The 19,061-nt window shown below is 37.9% G+C and carries 17 protein-coding genes; 13 read left to right on the plus strand and 4 right to left on the minus strand.

Annotated elements, in window-relative coordinates:
* Nucleotides 1–409: 409 nt before the first annotated feature.
* On the plus strand, nt 410–1,147 hold the full coding sequence (locus ACFFUE_RS00005) for a GLPGLI family protein (protein WP_376831668.1): 738 nt from the start codon (nt 410–412) through the stop codon (nt 1,145–1,147).
* Nucleotides 1,148–1,155: 8 nt separating this feature from the next.
* The gene (locus tag ACFFUE_RS00010; RefSeq protein WP_376831671.1) at nt 1,156–2,028 is read left to right on the plus strand and encodes a GLPGLI family protein; all 873 of its coding nucleotides are present in this window, start codon (nt 1,156–1,158) and stop codon (nt 2,026–2,028) included.
* 68 nt (nt 2,029–2,096) lie between these two features.
* Here ACFFUE_RS00010 and fabV read toward each other — a convergent pair whose 3' ends face one another.
* The 3 genes from fabV to ACFFUE_RS00025 form a co-directional block, all read right to left on the minus strand.
* A complete protein-coding gene (gene fabV, locus ACFFUE_RS00015) occupies nt 2,097–3,299 on the minus strand; it encodes an enoyl-ACP reductase FabV (protein ID WP_376831673.1) in 1,203 nt (400 codons plus the stop codon).
* Nucleotides 3,300–3,381: 82 nt separating this feature from the next.
* Entirely contained in the window at nt 3,382–4,101 is a 720-nt protein-coding gene (locus tag ACFFUE_RS00020) for a pyridoxine 5'-phosphate synthase (RefSeq protein ID WP_327984305.1), read from the minus strand.
* Nucleotides 4,102–4,427: 326 nt separating this feature from the next.
* Nucleotides 4,428–5,681 (minus strand): mechanosensitive ion channel family protein, encoded by a 1,254-nt coding sequence (locus tag ACFFUE_RS00025; RefSeq protein ID WP_376831675.1) that lies wholly within the window; start codon nt 5,679–5,681, stop codon nt 4,428–4,430.
* 78 nt (nt 5,682–5,759) lie between these two features.
* On the opposite strand from ACFFUE_RS00025, the gene ACFFUE_RS00030 reads away from it, so the two are divergent.
* Complete coding sequence (locus tag ACFFUE_RS00030; protein WP_376832194.1) at nt 5,760–6,248, plus strand: DUF456 domain-containing protein; 489 nt, start codon at nt 5,760–5,762, stop codon at nt 6,246–6,248.
* A 6-nt stretch (nt 6,249–6,254) separates the two neighbouring features.
* On the opposite strand, the gene ACFFUE_RS00035 is transcribed toward ACFFUE_RS00030, so the two are convergent.
* Nucleotides 6,255–6,896 carry a uracil-DNA glycosylase gene (locus ACFFUE_RS00035; protein WP_376831677.1) on the minus strand — a complete coding sequence of 214 codons (642 nt, stop codon included), beginning with the start codon at nt 6,894–6,896 and terminating at the stop codon, nt 6,255–6,257.
* A gap of 270 nt (nt 6,897–7,166) precedes the next feature.
* Here ACFFUE_RS00035 and ACFFUE_RS00040 point away from each other — a divergent pair, with 270 nt between their 5' ends.
* The 10 genes from ACFFUE_RS00040 (at nt 7,167) to uvrC (ending at nt 19,034) form a co-directional block, all read left to right on the plus strand.
* Nucleotides 7,167–8,588 (plus strand): anthranilate synthase component I family protein, encoded by a 1,422-nt coding sequence (locus ACFFUE_RS00040; protein WP_376831679.1) that lies wholly within the window; start codon nt 7,167–7,169, stop codon nt 8,586–8,588.
* 86 nt (nt 8,589–8,674) lie between these two features.
* Nucleotides 8,675–9,040 carry a four helix bundle protein gene (locus ACFFUE_RS00045; RefSeq protein WP_327984311.1) on the plus strand — a complete coding sequence of 122 codons (366 nt, stop codon included), beginning with the start codon at nt 8,675–8,677 and terminating at the stop codon, nt 9,038–9,040.
* A 52-nt stretch (nt 9,041–9,092) separates the two neighbouring features.
* Complete coding sequence (locus tag ACFFUE_RS00050) at nt 9,093–9,659, plus strand: anthranilate synthase component II (protein WP_327985339.1); 567 nt, start codon at nt 9,093–9,095, stop codon at nt 9,657–9,659.
* Nucleotides 9,660–9,698: 39 nt separating this feature from the next.
* The gene (gene trpD / locus ACFFUE_RS00055) at nt 9,699–10,685 is read left to right on the plus strand and encodes an anthranilate phosphoribosyltransferase (protein WP_376831681.1); all 987 of its coding nucleotides are present in this window, start codon (nt 9,699–9,701) and stop codon (nt 10,683–10,685) included.
* Nucleotides 10,686–11,033: 348 nt separating this feature from the next.
* On the plus strand, nt 11,034–11,816 hold the full coding sequence (trpC, locus tag ACFFUE_RS00060; RefSeq protein ID WP_376831683.1) for an indole-3-glycerol phosphate synthase TrpC: 783 nt from the start codon (nt 11,034–11,036) through the stop codon (nt 11,814–11,816).
* Between the two features lie 6 nt (nt 11,817–11,822).
* On the plus strand, nt 11,823–12,479 hold the full coding sequence (locus ACFFUE_RS00065) for a phosphoribosylanthranilate isomerase (RefSeq protein WP_376831685.1): 657 nt from the start codon (nt 11,823–11,825) through the stop codon (nt 12,477–12,479).
* Between the two features lie 11 nt (nt 12,480–12,490).
* Nucleotides 12,491–13,672 (plus strand): tryptophan synthase subunit beta, encoded by a 1,182-nt coding sequence (trpB, locus tag ACFFUE_RS00070; RefSeq protein WP_376831687.1) that lies wholly within the window; start codon nt 12,491–12,493, stop codon nt 13,670–13,672.
* 113 nt (nt 13,673–13,785) lie between these two features.
* Nucleotides 13,786–14,520: a tryptophan synthase subunit alpha gene (gene trpA / locus ACFFUE_RS00075; protein WP_376831689.1), complete on the plus strand. Its 735-nt coding sequence runs from the start codon at nt 13,786–13,788 to the stop codon at nt 14,518–14,520.
* Between the two features lie 295 nt (nt 14,521–14,815).
* Entirely contained in the window at nt 14,816–17,005 is a 2,190-nt protein-coding gene (gene katG, locus ACFFUE_RS00080) for a catalase/peroxidase HPI (protein ID WP_376832196.1), read from the plus strand.
* Between the two features lie 223 nt (nt 17,006–17,228).
* Complete coding sequence (gene uvrC / locus ACFFUE_RS00085) at nt 17,229–19,034, plus strand: excinuclease ABC subunit UvrC (RefSeq protein WP_376832198.1); 1,806 nt, start codon at nt 17,229–17,231, stop codon at nt 19,032–19,034.
* Nucleotides 19,035–19,061 lie beyond the last annotated feature (27 nt).

Here is a 19,061-nt window from a genome sequence, read left to right on the forward strand (position 1 = left end):
TTGCTAAAAGAAATGAACCTTTTGTAAAATTAATCTCTTGATTATTTGTTTTTATCTTAGAATGCTCAGGCTGACATTTCGCGAAATCTTTCTTTGAATCGTTTCAAAGCTTATGGTTTATCGCTTAAAGCCTACTGTGTAGTCAGGGTAAATGAGTGTTTAATTAAGCTTGTTTTGTAAGGTATTTGTAACCATTATTTTATAATTAATCAATTGTATGATTTGTGTGTAATTAAATGTTTGTTTAGAAAAAAATAAAAAAAACAAGAAAAAATACTTGATTTATATCATATTTTGTTGTATGTTCGTGGAGCTTAAGATTTTAAAAATTCGTATAAAATAATGATAGTAGAAGCGTCTATAAAAGTAAGGAAATATTGTAATATAAAGTTTTTAAAAATTAAGAATTATGAAGTTAAAAATTAGTTTTGTTACTGCACTTTGTGTAGTTTCTAGTGTTTTTGCACAATCTTATAAGGTGCATTATACTCAGAAAATAAAAATAGAAGAATCTCAGCTAGCAAGCTTGCCCGAGGCAACACGACAGCAATTACAAAAATTAAGTAAATATTATTCGCTTTACATTAATGATGGTCAATCTGTATATAAAACTTTGGATTCTGCCCCTCAAAGTGTTTTGTCAGAAAAAGAAAATGAGAAGACAACCACAATGATAAGAATGAAAAAGGATAAATATGATGTGTATAAGAATTTTAAAAACAATAGTTTTTATATAGAAACTACTTTGGGGGATGAGCATTATAATGTTGCTGGGGAACTTCCAAATCTAGCGTGGAAAACGACTAATGATACGGATACTATATTGGGGTATAATGTGAAAAAGGCTATAGGGGAGCATAATGGTAAAAGTGTATTAGTTTGGTACACAGAGGAAATTCCCGTAAAGGATGGACCTGCATTGTATAGAGGAGTCAATGGTTTGGTATTGAAAGTGGAATTGGGTAAGGATGTATATGTTGCCACAAGTGTAGAGAAAGGCGATAAAGAAAAAATAAACTATCCTAAGGATAAAAATACCATTTCTTTGGCGGAATATTATAAAAAAAATGAAGAGTTTAAGCAAAAACTTCTAAATAACTTGAAAAACTCTACCAACGGAACAACTACGAGGGTAAAAATACTTTAAAAAATAGGATGATGAAAGCATTATGTTGTTTTACTTTTCTGTGTTTTTCTATATCTTTGCTATATGCACAGAATGAAAGACTTTTCTATGAATATAAAGCAGTAAAAGATTCTACTCAAAAGAATAAAGTTTCTAAAGAAATGATGCTTTTGGAAGTAACCAATCAAGGTTCTGTGTTTTATAGTTACAAGAAATATAAACGAGATTCTACTGATATTACAGAGGTAAGAAAAGGGAGTATGGAAGGCGGGAGAAGGATTATTGGAAAAACTTCTCACTCGCTTGGGGAAAATAACAACCATGTTTCTAAAACTTATCCAGACTATAAAGTTACTTTGCATACTACAATTGGAGAGCATTATTATAGAATACCCGAAGAAAGAAAAATAACTTGGGTATTGCATCCAGAAAAGCAAAAAATAGGAGAGTGGTCTGTGCAAAAAGCTACTGCAAATTTTGCGGGTAGGCAATGGGAGGCTTGGTATACAGATGAAATTCCTATTCCAGAGGGTCCTTATAAGTTTCACGGGTTGCCAGGGCTTATCGTAAAAATAGAGGACAGTCAAAAATATCACTCTTTTGAATTAAAAGGAATCAGTAAAATAACGGATAATGTAGCAACAGCTTCGGAAATATACCGCCCAACAGAGATAGAGTTGGATAGGAAAAAATATAGAAAAGTCTTTTGGGATGATAGAAACGACCCTGCAAGAGCAATGAAGCAAATGATATTAAACAGCGGTGGAAGCAATGTGAATTTTATGATAAATGGCAATAGAGAAACAGACCCTGCCAAGATGATTAAAATCTATGAAAATTCTGCAAAAGAAAGGGTTAAGAAAGATAATAATCATTTAGAAATCGATATGCTTGTGCAATAGAAAAATCATTGGAAAAAATGAAAAAGCTACCTCCACAAAGGTAGCTTTTTTTATACTAAAATCCTCAATTACCCTTCAATACTCGGTACTTTCACATCTTCGTTGGTGTCTTTTTCGTAATCGATGCCATCAATCTCAAAACCGAAAAGATTGAAAAACTCTCTTCTGTAGCCCTCTATATCGCTTATCTCAGAGAGGTTTTCGGTGGTTACGCTATTCCATCGTTGGGCAACTTCTGCTTGTACATCATCTGCCATTTCCCAATCATCAATACGGATTCTGCCTTTGTCATCTAGTGGTACTACGCCATCTTTGGTGTACAATCTATCTGTAAACAATCTTTGCATTTGCTCTATAGTGCCCTCGTGGGTGCCTTTTTCTTTCATTACCTTATAAAGAAGCGAGATGTACAATGGTACAACGGGAATTGCTGAGCTAGACTGTGTTACCAAGGCTTTGTTTACCGATACATAAGACTTACCGCCAAGGTCTTTCAGTAAATCGTCTATGATGGATACGGTGGCTTCCAAATCATTTTTTGCCTGACCAATGGTTCCGTTTCTGTAAATAGGGAAAGTAAGCTCTGGGCCAATGTAAGAATATGCTACCGTCTTCACATTTTCAGTTAAAACACCAGCATTTTTCAGGTCTTCCATCCAAAATTTCCAATCTTCACCACCCATTACTGCAATGGTATTTTGGATATCTTCTTCGTTTTCCACAGGGCTGATGCTGATGTCGGTAACATTCCCCGTGTGGAAATCTACGGTTTTATTGGTAAAAGCTTCGCCAATGGGTTTCAAGACAGAGGCATAAGCCACGCCTGTTTTAGGGTGCGTTCTTCTAGGGGAAGCCAAACTATATACCACCAAATCTACCGTGCCAAGGTCTTTTTTTATCAAATCGATGGTCTGTTGTTTTACTTCATCAGAAAAGGCATCACCATTGATGCTTTTGGCGTAGAGCCCTGCTTTATGAGCTTCTTGTTCAAAGGCGGCAGAATTGTACCACCCTGCAGTACCCAATTTTCCTTCGGAGGAAGGTTTTTCAAAAAATACGCCAATGGTAGCCGCTCCAGAACCGAAAGCCGCTTCAATTCTAGAGGCGATACCAAATCCTGTGGAAGCACCAATGACCAAAACTTTTTTAGGCCCATTTTCCAATTGCCCCTTAGATTTTACATATTCTATCTGATTTTTAACGGTTTGTAAAGCCCCTTCGGGATGAGCCGTTAAACAAATAAATCCTCTTGTTCTTGGTTGAATAATCATAATATAAGTATTATTTAAAGCACTGCAAATTAATGAATTTTTTTCAAAATTTGAAAAATGAATGAAGAGAAATTAAGCCCCTTTATTCATTGACTGAAAGTCTTTTTCTATACGCCTGAATGGTATTTTCTAACCCGAGATAAAGTGCCTCCGATATTAGGGCGTGTCCTATGGATACTTCTAATAGATTGGGAATGTTTTCAGCGAAATATTTTAGATTATCAAGGCTTAAATCGTGCCCTGCATTCACGCCCAAGCCATATTTTTCTGCTTCTTTTGCGGTGGCAATGTAGGGTTTTATCGCTTCTTCTTTGTTGGTAGAATAGCCTTTGGCATACGCTTCTGTGTAGAGCTCTATGCGGTCGGTACCAGTTTCTGCAGCGTATTTCACCATTTCTGGGTTGGGGTCTAGGAAGATAGAGGTGCGGATGCCAGCGGCTTTAAATTCGGCAATGGTATTTTTCAGGAAATCCAAATGTTTCTCACAGTCCCACCCTGCATTAGAAGTGATGGCGTCATCGGCATCTGGCACCAATGTTACTTGCTCTGGTTTTACTTCCAAAACCATATCTACAAATGGGCGGTGTGGGTTTCCCTCGATATTAAACTCGGTGTGTACCAAAGGTTTTAGGTCATAGACATCTTTTCTGGTGATGTGTCTTTCATCTGGTCTTGGATGGATGGTGATGCCTTGAGCTCCAAATTTTTGGGCATCTATCGCCACTTGGGTTACACTAGGCACATCGCCACCACGGGCATTGCGTAATGTTGCTATTTTATTGATGTTTACACTTAATTTCATTTCTGATAATTGTTAATGGTTAATTATTAATTAATTGTCTTCTTTGTAATTCTTCTTTGATTACAAACAACCTTGTTTGTCCTTTCCGTAGCACTTCTTTTATTTCAAACATAATGGGGGAAATTAAAGAATGAATTATTTTTAATAAATCAAATTGATTTTAATTAAATGATTATGTTTATATGGTATGTTGTTTTAATTTGTTCAAAAATGGGATTTTTATTGTAGGTGATTAGTCTATCATTTTTTTATCACAGAGATAGTTTAAGTATTTTATTATCGCTAGCCATCAACCATCAACCGTCAACCATCAACCATTTCCCATTCTACTTCACATTAGTCTGCATCACTTCGAGGTCAAACTTTTGGGCTGCTACGAGAAGGTGATCAAAAATATCGGCTTGTATTTGTTCGTAATTTTCCCATTGCGAGCTATTAGCAAAACAATAAATTTCCAACGGCAAACCTTGTGGCGTAATGTCTAGCTGTCTCACCATCAGGCGGCCTTTCTGGTCTATATTAGGGTTGTTTTTCAGATAATTCATTGCATAGATGCGAAAGGTTCCGATGTTGGTAAGTTGTCGTCCATTGATGATATCATTATCTGCTTCAGCTTTTTCCAATTGGATTTCCTGCTTTTTTTCCTGCATATAGTCTTTGATGAGATTGATGTTTTCTAATCTCAAAAACATTGTTTCATCAATAAATTTAAACGATTTGATATTGAAAATAATTGATTTTTTGATGCGTCTGGTATTGGTTTCAGACATTATTTGCAGGTTTTTGATTTCGGTGGAAAGTAAATCATAGGTAGGTATAGTAGAGACGGTTTTATCAAAATTGATAATTTTAGTTGTCAGCAGATTAATATCGTCGATAGTTCCTTCAATGTTGTATTTCGGGATACCTACCCAATCGCCCACCTTTACATTTTTAGTGGCAGCTACGTGTATTCCGGTAATGAAACCCAAGACGGTATCGCGGAAAATCAATAAGATTAAAGCCGTCATTGCCCCCAAACTTTTGAAAATAGTAAGCAAAGAAATCTGGAAGAGTAAAGAAACACCTACGAAAATAAACAATATATATCCGAAAATTTTCAAGGTTTGCGTTACAGCACGGATTCCCGTAATTCTAGACCAGTCGCCTTTGAGGAAAAAATATTGTTCTACGGCTTTCAGACTTCGGATATAGAGTATGGCAAATACCACTACAAAAATCAAATCGAAAGTAGTGTCTAGAAAAATATGACTTTTGGGATGGCGGTAGAAAATAGCAGTAATCATACTTTTGGTAACGCCTACCGCAATAAAATTGGATACAGAATACAGCACTTTAGTATCGTAAAGTGATTTTAGGATAGGTTTTTCGGAGTGGTTTCTGGTGAGCATGTATCCTAAGCGTATCAACTGCTTAAAAACAAAACCGAGTGCTATTAAAAGCAGCAACAATAGCACTATTTTTGCAACAACTTGCGTAAACAATACCATTCCATCAGGCATCGTATCCCGAATGAATAGATGAATATCATCGCTGATGTGTTGCAATAAGTTTTTGGTTTCTTGTATCTCTTCTTTCATAGATGCAAAAATAATAAAAAGCGTTGTTTGATTGTTGTTTTATGTCTATTTTTAACCAATTTTAAATGATTAATAATGATGAACGAAACCGTTATTTATATTCTCAGTATAATCCTTTTAGTAGTAGGGATTTTAGGAACTTTTTTACCTGTATTGCCAGGGCTTTTACTCAGTTTTTGTGGGATTTTGATTTACAAATTTGGGGCTGATGCAGACTTGCCTATGGCGTATATTTGGATTTTCGGAATTCTTACCGCGATATCTTCGGTGCTCAATTATATTATTCCTGCTAAAACAACAAAAAAATACGGCGGTACCCGATGGGGGGGTATTGGCTCTGTGGTGGGAACATTTTTAGGAATGTTTTTTATCCCTATTCCCTTTGGCTTTTTGATAGGAATGTTTCTCGGTGTTTTTGTAGGAGAATTGCTTCACGACAACCGAGATATGAACAAAGCTCTAAACGCTACCAAAGGCTCTTTTATAGGATTTCTCTATGGTACAGGATTTAGTTTTGTAGTAGGTTTGGCAATGCTAACGATAGTGGTTTGGAATATGCTTTTTTAATTCATTTTACCACTCAATTTTTGCTAAGTTTTTTGAAGCGAGATAACTATTGATTTTAGAAAAAGGCTTACTTCCAAAAAATCCTCTATATACGGAAAAAGGCGAGGGGTGAGCCGATTTTATGATAAAGTGTTTTTGTGTATCAATCAACGATGCTTTCTTTTGTGCAAAAGCTCCCCAAAGCACAAAAACAACATTGTCTTTCTTTTCAGATACCTCTTGGATGATAAAATCGGTAAACTGTTCCCAACCCAAATCCTTATGAGAATTAGGCGAGTGGGCTCTTACCGTAAGCGTGGCATTAAGCAAAAGAACCCCTTGCTTTGCCCAAGATTCTAGTTCGTTGGTATTCTTATCAATGTTTAAATCGTCTTTTAGTTCTTTGTAGATGTTTTGCAAAGACGGGGGCGTTTTTACTTGGTCTGAAACCGAAAAACACAATCCATTAGCCTGAAAATCTCCGTGGTAGGGGTCTTGTCCAATGATAACCACCTTTACCTCTTCAAAAGGCGTGAGTTCCAACGCACGGAAAATCTGTTCTTTTGGAGGGAAACACTTTCCTTGTGCATATTCTTGTTTTACCTTATTCCAAAGGGTAGTAAAAGCATCGGATTGTTTTATCGGGGCTAAAATCTCTTTCCAAGTCATAGGTGTGAATTATTGAAAGCAAAAATACGATTTAGATGTTTATAAAAGAAAGTTTGATGAAAAATAGAAAAAATCACTTGCCAATACAAAAAACATTCATATATTTGTCCCAATGAAAACAATCCAAAATAACAACTGGTGGTGGCAATCAAAATCTTGGTCAAGGTCTTGATGATATCCCCTTTTTGGAGTATAGTGAAATAATAGTTTATCATAACATTATAGGCTTTGACAAATCATCCGTCAAAGCCTTTTTTATTTTTTTTAACAATGAATTTTAATAGAAATATCACCATCAAAACCACGGTAAAGAAAAGCCTTTCAGATTTGTACACACCCGTGGGAATCTACCTCAGACTGAGAGATCAGTTCCGAGATACCATCCTTTTGGAAAGTACGGGAAATCATAATCCTGAAAACAATTTCTCCTTTATTGCTGTAAATGCCATTGCGGGGATTGAAATTAAAAATTACCACGAAGCCGAGTTTAAATTCCCTAATGAAACCCCATTGAAAGTAGATTTAAAACCGAAATCGCTCACGGCTTTGCTTCAAAGTTTTGCCAATTGCTTTCAGGCAATACCTTCCCCAGAGCCTATGGCGAAAAATGGGCAAGGATTCTTTGGATATACCAGCTATGACGCGATTCCTTTCTTTGAAAACATTCAGTTTAAAACCTCCACAGAAGACAATAAAATTCCCTTACTAAGGTATCGTTTTTACCAATATGTAATCGCCATCAATCATTTCAATGATGAGATGTACATTATTGAAAATCACATAGAAGGGGTTAAATCTGAACTGCATAGAATAGAAAATATCATTCAGCAAAAGAATGTTCCTATTTTTCCTTTCGAGACTGTAGGTGAGGAAACCTCTAACCTTTCCGATGAGGATTTTAAAAACTTGGTGGAAATCGCGAGAAAGCATTGTTTCCGTGGAGATGTTTTCCAATTGGTATTGAGCCGAAGATTTCAGCAAAATTTCAAAGGAGACGAGTTTAATGTTTACCGTGCTTTGAGAAATATTAACCCCTCTCCATACCTCTTCTTTTTTGATTATGGCGATTATAAACTTTTAGGTTCAAGCCCTGAAAGCCAGTTGATTATTAAGGATGGAAAAGCCATCATCCATCCCATTGCAGGCACTTTCAGAAGAACGGGTAATGTGGAAAAAGATTTACAGGCTGCCGAAGCACTCAAAAACGACCCTAAAGAAAATGCAGAGCATACAATGCTGGTAGATTTAGCAAGAAATGACCTGAGTATCTGCGGAAAAAATACCAAAGTTTCTAAGTTTAAAGAAATCCATTTTTTCTCTCACGTGATTCATATGGTATCAGAAGTAACAGCAGAGGTGGATACCCATCAAAACCCTTATGAAATGATTGCTACCACTTTTCCACAAGGAACATTGAGTGGAGCACCTAAATACAAGGCGATGGAACTGATAGACCGCTACGAAACAACCAGCAGAAGTTTCTATGGTGGCTGTGTAGGTTTTGTAGGCTTCGATGGTTCTTGCAATCAAGCGATTATGATAAGAACTTTCCTCAGCAAAGACAATACGCTTTATTATCAAGCGGGGGCTGGTATCGTAGCAAAATCTACAGCGGAAAACGAGCTTCAAGAAGTGAATAACAAACTCAGTGCCCTGAAAAAAGCCGTAAAAAAAGCGGAGGGGATTGCTTAATTGGTTGATGGTTGATGGTTGTCGGTTGTTGGTTGTCGGATGATGCTGAAACTTTTATTTAATAATAATTTTAAACACATTATAAAATGGATTATACAAAATTGGAAGTTTGGATAGAAGCTCGATTGTTAACCAATCTATCTTATCAACTAACTAAAAAATTCCCTCAAGATGAAGTTTTTGGCTTAACCAATCAAATGAGAAGATGTGCAGTGTCCATTGCCTCAAATATAGCGGAAGGATGTGGTAGGAGTACCAATAAAGAAACGCTACACTTCTTATACATCGCTAGAGGATCTGTTTATGAATTAGAAACTCAATTTTATTTAGCCTTTGATCAAAGTTACATCAATGAAAAAGAAATAAATACAATTTTAAATCAAATTACAATTTGTAAAAAGCTAATCAATGGATTTATCAATTACTATAAAAAATTAGATAATGAAAAATAACACTAATACAATAGAATCCACCAACTATCAGCCATCAACAGACAACCAAATGATGAAAATCCTTGTTTTTGATAACTATGATAGTTTCACCTATAATCTGGTGCAGATGATAGAGCAAATCACGCAGTCCAAAGTAGATGTTTTTAGAAATAACGAAATTGCTTTGGAAGACATTGCCCAGTATGATAAAATCATTCTGTCCCCTGGTCCAGGCATCCCAGAGGAAGCGGGTATTCTTTTGGAAGTCATTAAGACTTATGCTCCTACCAAATCCATTTTTGGGGTTTGCTTGGGGCAGCAAGCCATCGCAGAAGCCTTTGGGGGCAGCCTTATCAATCTTTCCGAAATCTATCACGGCGTGGCTACTGAGGCTACGCAGATTGCAGAGCATAAAATCTTTCAGCATCTTCCCAAAACCTTGGAAGTAGGGCGATACCACTCTTGGGCTGTGAATCCCGAAGATTTCCCAGAGGAGTTAGAAATTACCTCTGTAGATGAAAAAGGAATGATAATGAGCCTGAAGCATAAACAGTATGATCTCCACGCGGTGCAGTATCATCCTGAAAGTATTTTAACTCCACAAGGAAAACAGATTTTAGCCAATTTTTTAAATCTTTAATCCGTTTTAATTTTTTTTTAGTCCTATAATTATCGTACCGTGAAACAAATCTTACAATACCTTTTCAATCATCAGACCCTCACAAAAGTAGAGGCAAAATCCATACTTTTAGAAATCTCACAGGGCAAGTTCAACGAAAGTGAAGTAACGGCATTCATCACCGTGTTTTTAATGCGAAGCATCACCCTTGATGAGCTGATGGGCTTTCGCGAAGCCTTATTGCAACTTGCCACACCCATCTACTTGGAAGATACCGATGGCATAGACATTGTGGGGACGGGGGGCGATGGCAAAGATACCTTTAACATCTCCACTTTGGCAAGTTTCATTGTAGCAGGAGCGGGGCAAGCTGTTGTGAAACAAGGGAATTACGGAGCCTCCAGCATCAGTGGCTCTTCCAATGTTTTAGAGCATTTGGGCTATCAGTTTAAGAACGATGCCGAGGGGTTGAAAAGCGATTTGGAAAAGGCTAATATTTGTTTTCTTCACGCTCCGCTATTCCACCCAGCATTAAAGTCGGTAGCACCTCTTCGCAGGCAATTGGGACTGAAAACATTTTTTAATCTTTTAGGACCTTTGGTAAACCCTGCCCGTCCTCAATATCGTCTCATTGGGGTTGCCAATTTGGAAATAGCAAGGCTCTACCAGTATCTTTTGCAGAAGGAAAACGCTTCTTTCACTTTGGTGCACGCCTTAGATGGTTATGATGAAATTTCCCTTACGGGCGATACCAAAATTATTACGGAACAAGGGGAGAAAGTCTATTCTGCTGAGGAATTGGGTGGCCAACCGCTCGCTCCTGAAAGTCTTAGTGGGGGTAAAACCAAGGAAGAGGCAGCTCTGATTTTCAGAACAATTTTGGAAGGCAACGGCACGCCCGAGCAAAACGCCGTAGTCCTTGCTAATGCGGCAATGGCACTAGCATCTACCCAAAAATTTGGAAATTATTCCGATTGTTTTCAATTAGCCAAGGAAAGTCTAGAAAGTGGGAAGGCTTTGGAGGTGTTAAAGCGACTTATTCATTGATAATTAATGAAAATTAATAGGAGAAAGTGGGAAATGAAGTAGAAAATATAGAAAATCAATAAGGAAAAATGGAAAATAAAGAGGGGAAAATGGAAAATGAAGTAGGAAATGTAGAAAATCAATAAGGAAAATAGAAAATGAAGAGGGGAAAATGAAAAATGAAGTAGGAAATATAGAAAATCAATAAGAAAAAATAGAAAATAAAGAGGGGAAAACGGAAAATGAAGTAGGAAATATAGAAAATCAATAAGAAAAAATAGAAAATGGAGAGGGAAAAATGGAAAATGAAGTAGGAAATATAGAATATTGATAAGGTGAAAAGTAAAATAATAAATTATTTAGAAAAAAATGACTATTTTAGATAAAATCATAGAACAAAAGGCAATGGAGGTTTCCTTAGCGAAAAAGAATATTCCCATTGAAATGCTAAAAGACACGCTTTTTTTCCAGAGGGAAGGGCTTTCGCTGAAAACAACCGTAAAAGAGCGTAGTGGCATCATCGCTGAATTTAAAAGACAATCGCCCAGCAAAGGCATTATTAACGCCAAAGCACAACCTTTGGAAGTTGCTACAGCATACCAAACCTTTGGAGCAAGTGGTATTTCTGTTTTAACGGATTTTCATTTTTTTGGAGGAAATATTCAGGATATCCTATCCATTAGAGAGCATATCCACACCCCTATTCTTCGTAAAGATTTTATGATAGATGCTTATCAGTTTTACGAAGCCAAAGCCATTGGTGCTGATGTAGTTTTGCTTATAGCCGCCTGCTTATCTCCTTTGCAGGTTTCAGAGTTTACAGATTTGGCTCATCAGTTGGGGTTAGAGGTTTTGCTCGAACTACATACAGAGGAAGAGCTCAATCATTTTAATTCTGAAGTAGATATGGTAGGGATTAACAACCGAAATTTAAAAGATTTCAAAGTAGATTTAGAGCATTCTGTACGGCTTAAAAATGCTTTACCCACAGGGACACTTTCCGTTGCAGAGAGTGGCATTTACACTTTGGAAGATTTTAAATACTTGAAAAAACAAGGGTTTGATGCCTTTCTGATGGGAGAGTTTTTTATGAAAAATGAAAATCCTGCTAGAAAATTTGAACAATTCGCAAATGAAATTTCTAATCTATAAAACCAGATGAAACTTCTTTATTCAAGCCATTTAAAACTTAAAGTTTGTGGGCTTACTCAGCTTTCTCAGGTTACTCAATTGATTAATTGGGAAGTCGATTTTTTGGGATTTATTTTCTATGAAAAATCACCGAGATATGTTTTGTCGCATTTGAGTTTGGAAGAGCTTAAAGGCATCAATCATCAGGGGAAAGTAGGCGTTTTTGTGAATGAATCGGCGGAAACCATTGCCCAGATGGTTGCCCAAGCGGATTTGAATTTCGTTCAGTTGCACGGAGATGAAGATGCTCTTTTCGTTCAAAATCTGAAATCCTTACTGCCCTCAGATGTGAAAGTTATTAAAGCCATCAGAGTGGGAAAAGATACGGACGGTAGCCATTTGCAGGAGTTATTAGCCCATCACAAAACGGCAGATTTTTTCCTTTTTGATACCGATTCCTCCGCTTTCGGTGGTACGGGTATTAGTTTTGATTGGGCATTGCTTCAGCATTTAGAAATTCATAAAGACTACTTTCTAAGTGGCGGCATTTCAATAGATCATATTGGTAATATCCAACATCTAAAACAGCAACCTTTCGCTATCGACATCAATTCCAAATTTGAAACAGCACCAGGCGTGAAGGATTTGGATAAAATAAAAACACTTTTAAACATACAACCTTAAAAACAACAACAATGAAATACAGAAATCCCGATGCTCACGGCTATTATGGCGATTTTGGAGGAGCCTTCATCCCAGAAATGCTTTATCCCAATGTGAAAGAATTACAAGACCATTATTTGGACATTATAGAAAGTGAAGATTTTAAAAAAGAGTTCAAAGACCTTCTGAAAAACTATGTGGGAAGGGCTACGCCTCTTTATTTTTCCAAAAACTTAAGTGATAAATACCAAGCTCAAATTTTCCTTAAAAGAGAAGACCTCAATCATACGGGGGCTCATAAAATCAATAATGCTATTGGTCAGGTTCTTTTGGCAAAAAAACTAGGAAAACAGCGTATCATTGCAGAGACAGGAGCAGGGCAACACGGGGTAGCCACTGCCACAGCTTGTGCTTTGATGGGCTTAGAATGTGTAGTCTATATGGGCGAGGTGGACATTGCCCGCCAAGCTCCCAATGTTGCCAGAATGAAGATGCTAGGAGCCACAGTAATCCCCGCAACATCGGGAAGCAAAACCCTGAAAGATGCCGTAAATGAAGCATTAAGGGATTGGATAAACCATCCTACCACCACCCATTATATCATTGGGAGTGCCGTAGGGCCTCATCCTTATCCAGATATGGTGGCAAGGTTTCAATCTATTATTTCGGAGGAAATCCAATCTCAACTGAAAGAGAAAATCGGTAGAGATAATCCAGATTATATTGTAGCTTGTGTGGGAGGTGGGAGCAATGCGGCAGGGGCATTTTACCATTTTGTAGAGAATGAAAGTGTAAAAATCATTGCTGCTGAAGCGGGTGGACACGGGATTTCTTCTGGATTATCTGCGGCAACTACGGCTTTAGGAAGTTTGGGCGTTTTGCACGGTAGCAAAAGCCTCGTGATGCAAACTACAGACGGACAGGTAATAGAGCCTCATTCCATTTCAGCGGGATTAGATTATCCAGGGATAGGTCCTATGCACGCCAATCTGTTTTCCCAGCACAGAGCTGAATTTATAGCAATCAATGATGATGAAGCTTTGGAAATGGCGTATGAACTGACAAGGTTAGACGGAATTATTCCAGCATTAGAATCTGCTCACGCTCTGGCGGTTTTAAAGAAAAAAACATTTCAGAAAGAAGATGTCGTAGTAATTTGTCTCAGCGGACGTGGAGATAAAGATATGGAAACCTATTTGAAAGCAATGAAATAATTAAAAACCTTAACAAAGTGTTGAGTTTTTTGAAGAAAGAAGAAAGAGAAAAGAACAAAGACTTTTTTTCTAACAACTAACATCTAATCTCTAACCTCTAATCTCTAAAAATAATGAAACAACTAAATATCTATTTTACAGCAGGATTTCCAAATTTGGAAGATACCACTACAATAGCAGAACTGATACAAAATTCAGGAGCCGATATGATGGAAATCGGGATTCCTTACAGCGACCCCGTTGCCGATGGTGTGGTCATTCAAAAAGCCCACGAAAAAGCTTTAGAAAACGGAATGACCATAGAAAAACTTTTTGAACAATTGTTGAAAATTAAAGAAACGGTCACCATCCCGAAAGTTCTGATGGGTTACATCAATCCCGTTTTAAGCTATGGTTTTGAAAACTTTTGCAAAAAATGTCAAGAGGTGGGCATTTCGGGATTAATACTTCCAGATTTACCTCCTTACGAATTTGAGAAAAACTATCGAGCCATCTTAGAAAAATATGGTTTGCATTTCACTTTTTTGGTTACGCCCGAAACAGAACCTCACCGCATTCAGTATTTAGACCAGTTGAGTTCGGGGTTTCTATATGCCGTATCTTCATCCTCCACTACGGGTAATGAAACCAAATCGGTACACAATGAAGCCTATCTAAAACGCCTTCAAGAGTTGAATTTGCAAAATCCCATTTTTATAGGTTTCGGCATTAAAAACAAACAAGATTTTGATAGTGTTACCCAATACGCTCAAGGTGGGATTATCGGTTCGGCGTTTGTTAAAATTCTTTTAGATAATGAAGATTGGAAACCAAAAGCTCAGGATTTCATCAAAAGCATTAAAAATTAACTTTTTATATTAGTTTTATCATCTTCAAAAAGGGATAAAGGGCATCAAATTGGTATGAATTAAAGTGCTTTGATATTGATTATATTTATGAATAAATCTATTTTAATAGTTATCATCTATAATTGATTTTGAAATTACTTACCTTTTTTAGGTTAAACTTATTGAAAGTATCTATTAAATTTGCATCATTAAATAGAAATTATAAATACAAAATATGAGCAACACAGAACAAGGGAAATGCCCTTTCCCACACGAAAATCTAACGCCTGAGCAAATAGAGGCGTATATGAGTCAAATGAATCATCAAGGGAAAAATACAGCAGCTGCCGGAAAATGTCCTGTAATGCACGGTGCTAATACCGAAGAAAATCAATCGGTGATGAGCTGGTGGCCAAAATCGCTTAACCTAGACATCCTTTCGCAACACGACAAGAAAACCAACCCTTTTGGTGAGGAATTTAACTATGCTGAAGAATTTAAAAAATTAGATTTAGAAGCTGTAAAAACAGACCTTAAAAACCTAATGACCGATTCGCAAGAATGGTGGCCAGCGGACTGGGGAAGCTATGCAGGGCTAATGGTGCGTATGGCGTGGCACGCTGCAGGAACCTATCGTACTGCCGACGGAAGAGGTGGAAGCAACACAGGAAACCAGCGTTTTGCACCGCTTAACTCGTGGCCAGACAACGCCAATCTAGATAAAGCAAGAAGATTGCTTTGGCCTATCAAAAAGAAATACGGAAACAAAATCTCGTGGGCAGACCTAATGATACTAGCTGGAAATATGGCTTATGAATCGGTAGGTCTTAAAACCTTCGGCTTTGCAGGAGGTAGAGAAGATATTTGGCATCCTGAAAAAGATATCTACTGGGGGTCAGAAAAAGAATGGCTCGCAAAATCTGGTAGCCAAGGCTCTAGATATTCTGGCGAAAGAGATTTAGAAAATCCATTAGCTGCCGTAATGATGGGATTGATTTATGTAAATCCAGAAGGAGTAGATGGAAACCCAGACCCGCTGAAAACAGCACAAGATATGCGTACTACCTTTAAAAGAATGGCAATGAACGACGAAGAAACCGTTGCCCTTACTGCAGGTGGGCATACCATTGGGAAAGCACACGGAAACGGAGATGCTGCTACCCTAGGAGCAGAGCCAGAAGGTGCCAACCTAGAAAATCAAGGTTTTGGTTGGATGAATCCAAAAGGTGCAGGTATTAACACGGTAACATCAGGAATTGAAGGTGCGTGGACTACCAACCCTACAAGATTTGACAATGAATTTTTCGATTTGCTATTTAAATACGAATGGGAATTAAAGAAAAGTCCTGCCGGAGCGTGGCAATGGGAACCGATTAACATAGACGAAGCCGATATGCCAGTTGATGCTCACAACCCAAGCATCAAACGCAATCCGATGATGACCGATGCAGATATGGCACTGAAAATAGACCCAGAATACAGAAAAATTTCGGAGAGATTCCACCAAGACCCAGAATATTTCAAAGAGGTATTCGCAAGAGCGTGGTTTAAACTAACCCATAGAGATTTAGGCCCAAAATCAAGATATCTAGGAGCAGATGTGCCTGCAGAAGATTTGATTTGGCAAGACCCAATTCCTGCTGCAAAATACACCCTTGCAAGCGACGATGTTCAAGTGTTGAAAAATAAAATCTTGAACAGTGGATTGAGCAGAGTAGAACTCATTAATACCGCTTGGGATAGTGCTAGAACATTCCGCGGTTCAGATTTTAGAGGTGGAGCCAATGGAGCCAGAATACGATTAGAACCTCAAGTTAATTGGGAAGGAAACGAGCCACAGCGTCTTCAAAAAGTGTTGTCTGTTTTAGAACAAATACAAAAAGAATTCGGAAAAGAAGTAAGCATTGCAGACCTTATCGTACTTGCAGGAACAGCTGCCATAGAACAAGCGGCGAAAGACGGAGGAATCAATATAGAAGTGCCATTCTTAGCTGGGCGAGGCGATGCTACCCAAGAACAAACCGATGTAGAATCTTTTGAAGAACTTGAACCTTTACACGATGGTTTCAGAAACTGGCAAAAGAAAAACTATGTAGTAGCACCAGAAGAAATGTTGCTAGACAAAGCCCAATTACTCGGACTTACAGCTCCTGAAATGACCGTGCTCATCGGAGGTATGCGTGTTTTAGGAACCAACTACGGAGGCAGCAAACACGGTGTGTTTACCCACAACGAAGGCGTGCTTACCAACGATTTCTTTGTCAACCTTACGGATATGAACTACAAATGGGAGCCTGTAGCAGAAAACCTCTACAACATTGTAGATAGAAAAACAGGAGCAACCAAATGGACGGCAACGCGTGTAGATTTGGTATTCGGAAGCAATTCTATCCTAAGAGCATACGCAGAATTTTATGCCCAAGACGACAACAAAGAACGCTTTGTGAAAGACTTTGTAAAAGTTTGGACTAAAGTAATGAACGCTGATAGATTTGATGTAAAGTAATGTTTTTTTCATAATTATTTATTTAAAAGGATGCAGTCATAGGGCTGTATCTTTTTTTTATGAAGAATTTGGATTTTTTTCTTGCTGAGAAAATGAAACCATTATCGGAAAAAACCCGAAGCCCGTTTCATCATTGCGGGAGTCATCGGGATAAATTAAGGTGGTATTTATATTTTGGTAAAATTTGAATAGGCTCTTAGTTATTAATCCTTATTTTTGCCTTGTGAATCCAGAGTTAGAACTTCAGCTGAAAACGCTTCCCAATGAGCCAGGGGTTTATCGTTATTACGATAAAAACCAGCAACTGCTCTATGTAGGAAAGGCTAAAAACCTTAAAAAAAGGGTGTTGTCTTATTTCAATAAAACCCTTTCGGGCTATCGTACCAAGATTATGGTGGGGAAGATTTATCGTTTAGAAACCACCATTGTCCCTAGTGAGTATGATGCTTTGCTATTAGAAAACAATCTGATAAAAGAGCATCAGCCGTTCTATAATATTATGATGAAAGATGACAAATCTTACCCGTGGATTTGCATCAAAAATGAACATTTTCCAAGGATTTTTCTCACTCGGAATAAGATAAAAGATGGCTCGGAATATTTTGGGCCTTATGCCAAGGTGCGTCCTGCCAAGGTGTTGTTAGAAACCATCAAGCAGATTTATAAAATCAGAAGTTGTAGTTTAAATTTATCACCAGAAAAAATAGAAGAAGGGAAATACAAGGTTTGCTTAGAATACCATATCAAGAACTGTAAAGGGGCTTGCGAACAGCTGGAAACAGAGGAAGAGTACGATAAAAAAATAGAGGCTATACGCGGGGTTATCAAAGGCGATTTCCGTAAGGCAAAGCAGTTTTTGATGGATGAAATGATGCAGTATGCCAATCAGCTGGCGTTTGAAAAGGCACAGATGGTAAAAGAACGCTTGGAGCTATTGGAAGACTATCAGGCAAAGCATACGGTGGTGAATCCCAGTATAGATGATGTGGATGTGTTTGGTATGACAAGCGATGAGACGGCAGCGTATGTCAATTATTTCAAAATACAGAATGGAAACATCATCCAGAGTTATACTACCGAAATCAAAAAAATGCTGGAAGAAACAGATGAGGAGATTTTAGAAGAGGTTTTGATAGAAATTCGTAAAAAGTTTCGTTCAGAGTCCAAAGAGATACTTTTGCCTTTCCATCTCAATTTTGAAATTCCTAATGTGAAATTAATTGTTCCGAAAGTAGGGGATAAAAAACGCATTGTAGAACTTTCGGAAAAAAATGCAAAGGAATACCGCTTGGAAAAAATTAAGCAAACCCAAATTATAGACCCAGAGCGGCACACCAATAGAGTGATGGCAGAAATGCAAAAGCTGCTGAGAATGCCCGTGGAGCCTCGCTATATCGAGGGGTTTGATAATTCTAATATCCAAGGGACTAATCCTGTTTCTGCTTGTGTGGTTTTCAAAGACGGGAAACCTTCTAAGGCAGATTATAGAATTTTCCATCCCAAAACGGTGGAGGGGCCCAATGATTTTGCAACGATGGAGGAAGTGATTTACCGCCGATACAAACGCCTTTTGGAAGAAAATGAACCGCTGCCACAGCTTATTTTGATAGATGGCGGGAAAGGGCAACTGTCTTCTGCGGTGAAAAGTTTGAAACTCTTGGAGCTTTATGGTAAAATTACCATCATTGGAATAGCAAAGCGTTTGGAAGAGATATTCTTTCCAGAGGATTCTATTCCGCTTTATTTGGATAAAAAATCGGAAACGCTGAAGGTACTCCAAAGGGTAAGAGATGAAGCTCACCGCTTTGGGGTAAAGCACCACCGCACCAGAAGGAAAAACGCTACCATCACTACCGAGTTGGAAGACATCCCAGGCGTGGGGGAGAAGTCTGTGGAGCTATTGCTATCCAAGTTTAAATCTGTAAAGCGGATCAAGGAAGCTTCACAGGAAACCTTAGAAGAGGTTTTGGGTAAATCCAAAGGCGGTATAGTCTGGCGTTATTTCCACGATGAGAATTTTGATAAATAAAAAATCCCGAACACATTTCGGGATTTT

This window comes from Bergeyella porcorum, from assembly GCF_042427575.1.
GTDB classification, from domain to species: domain Bacteria; phylum Bacteroidota; class Bacteroidia; order Flavobacteriales; family Weeksellaceae; genus Bergeyella; species Bergeyella porcorum.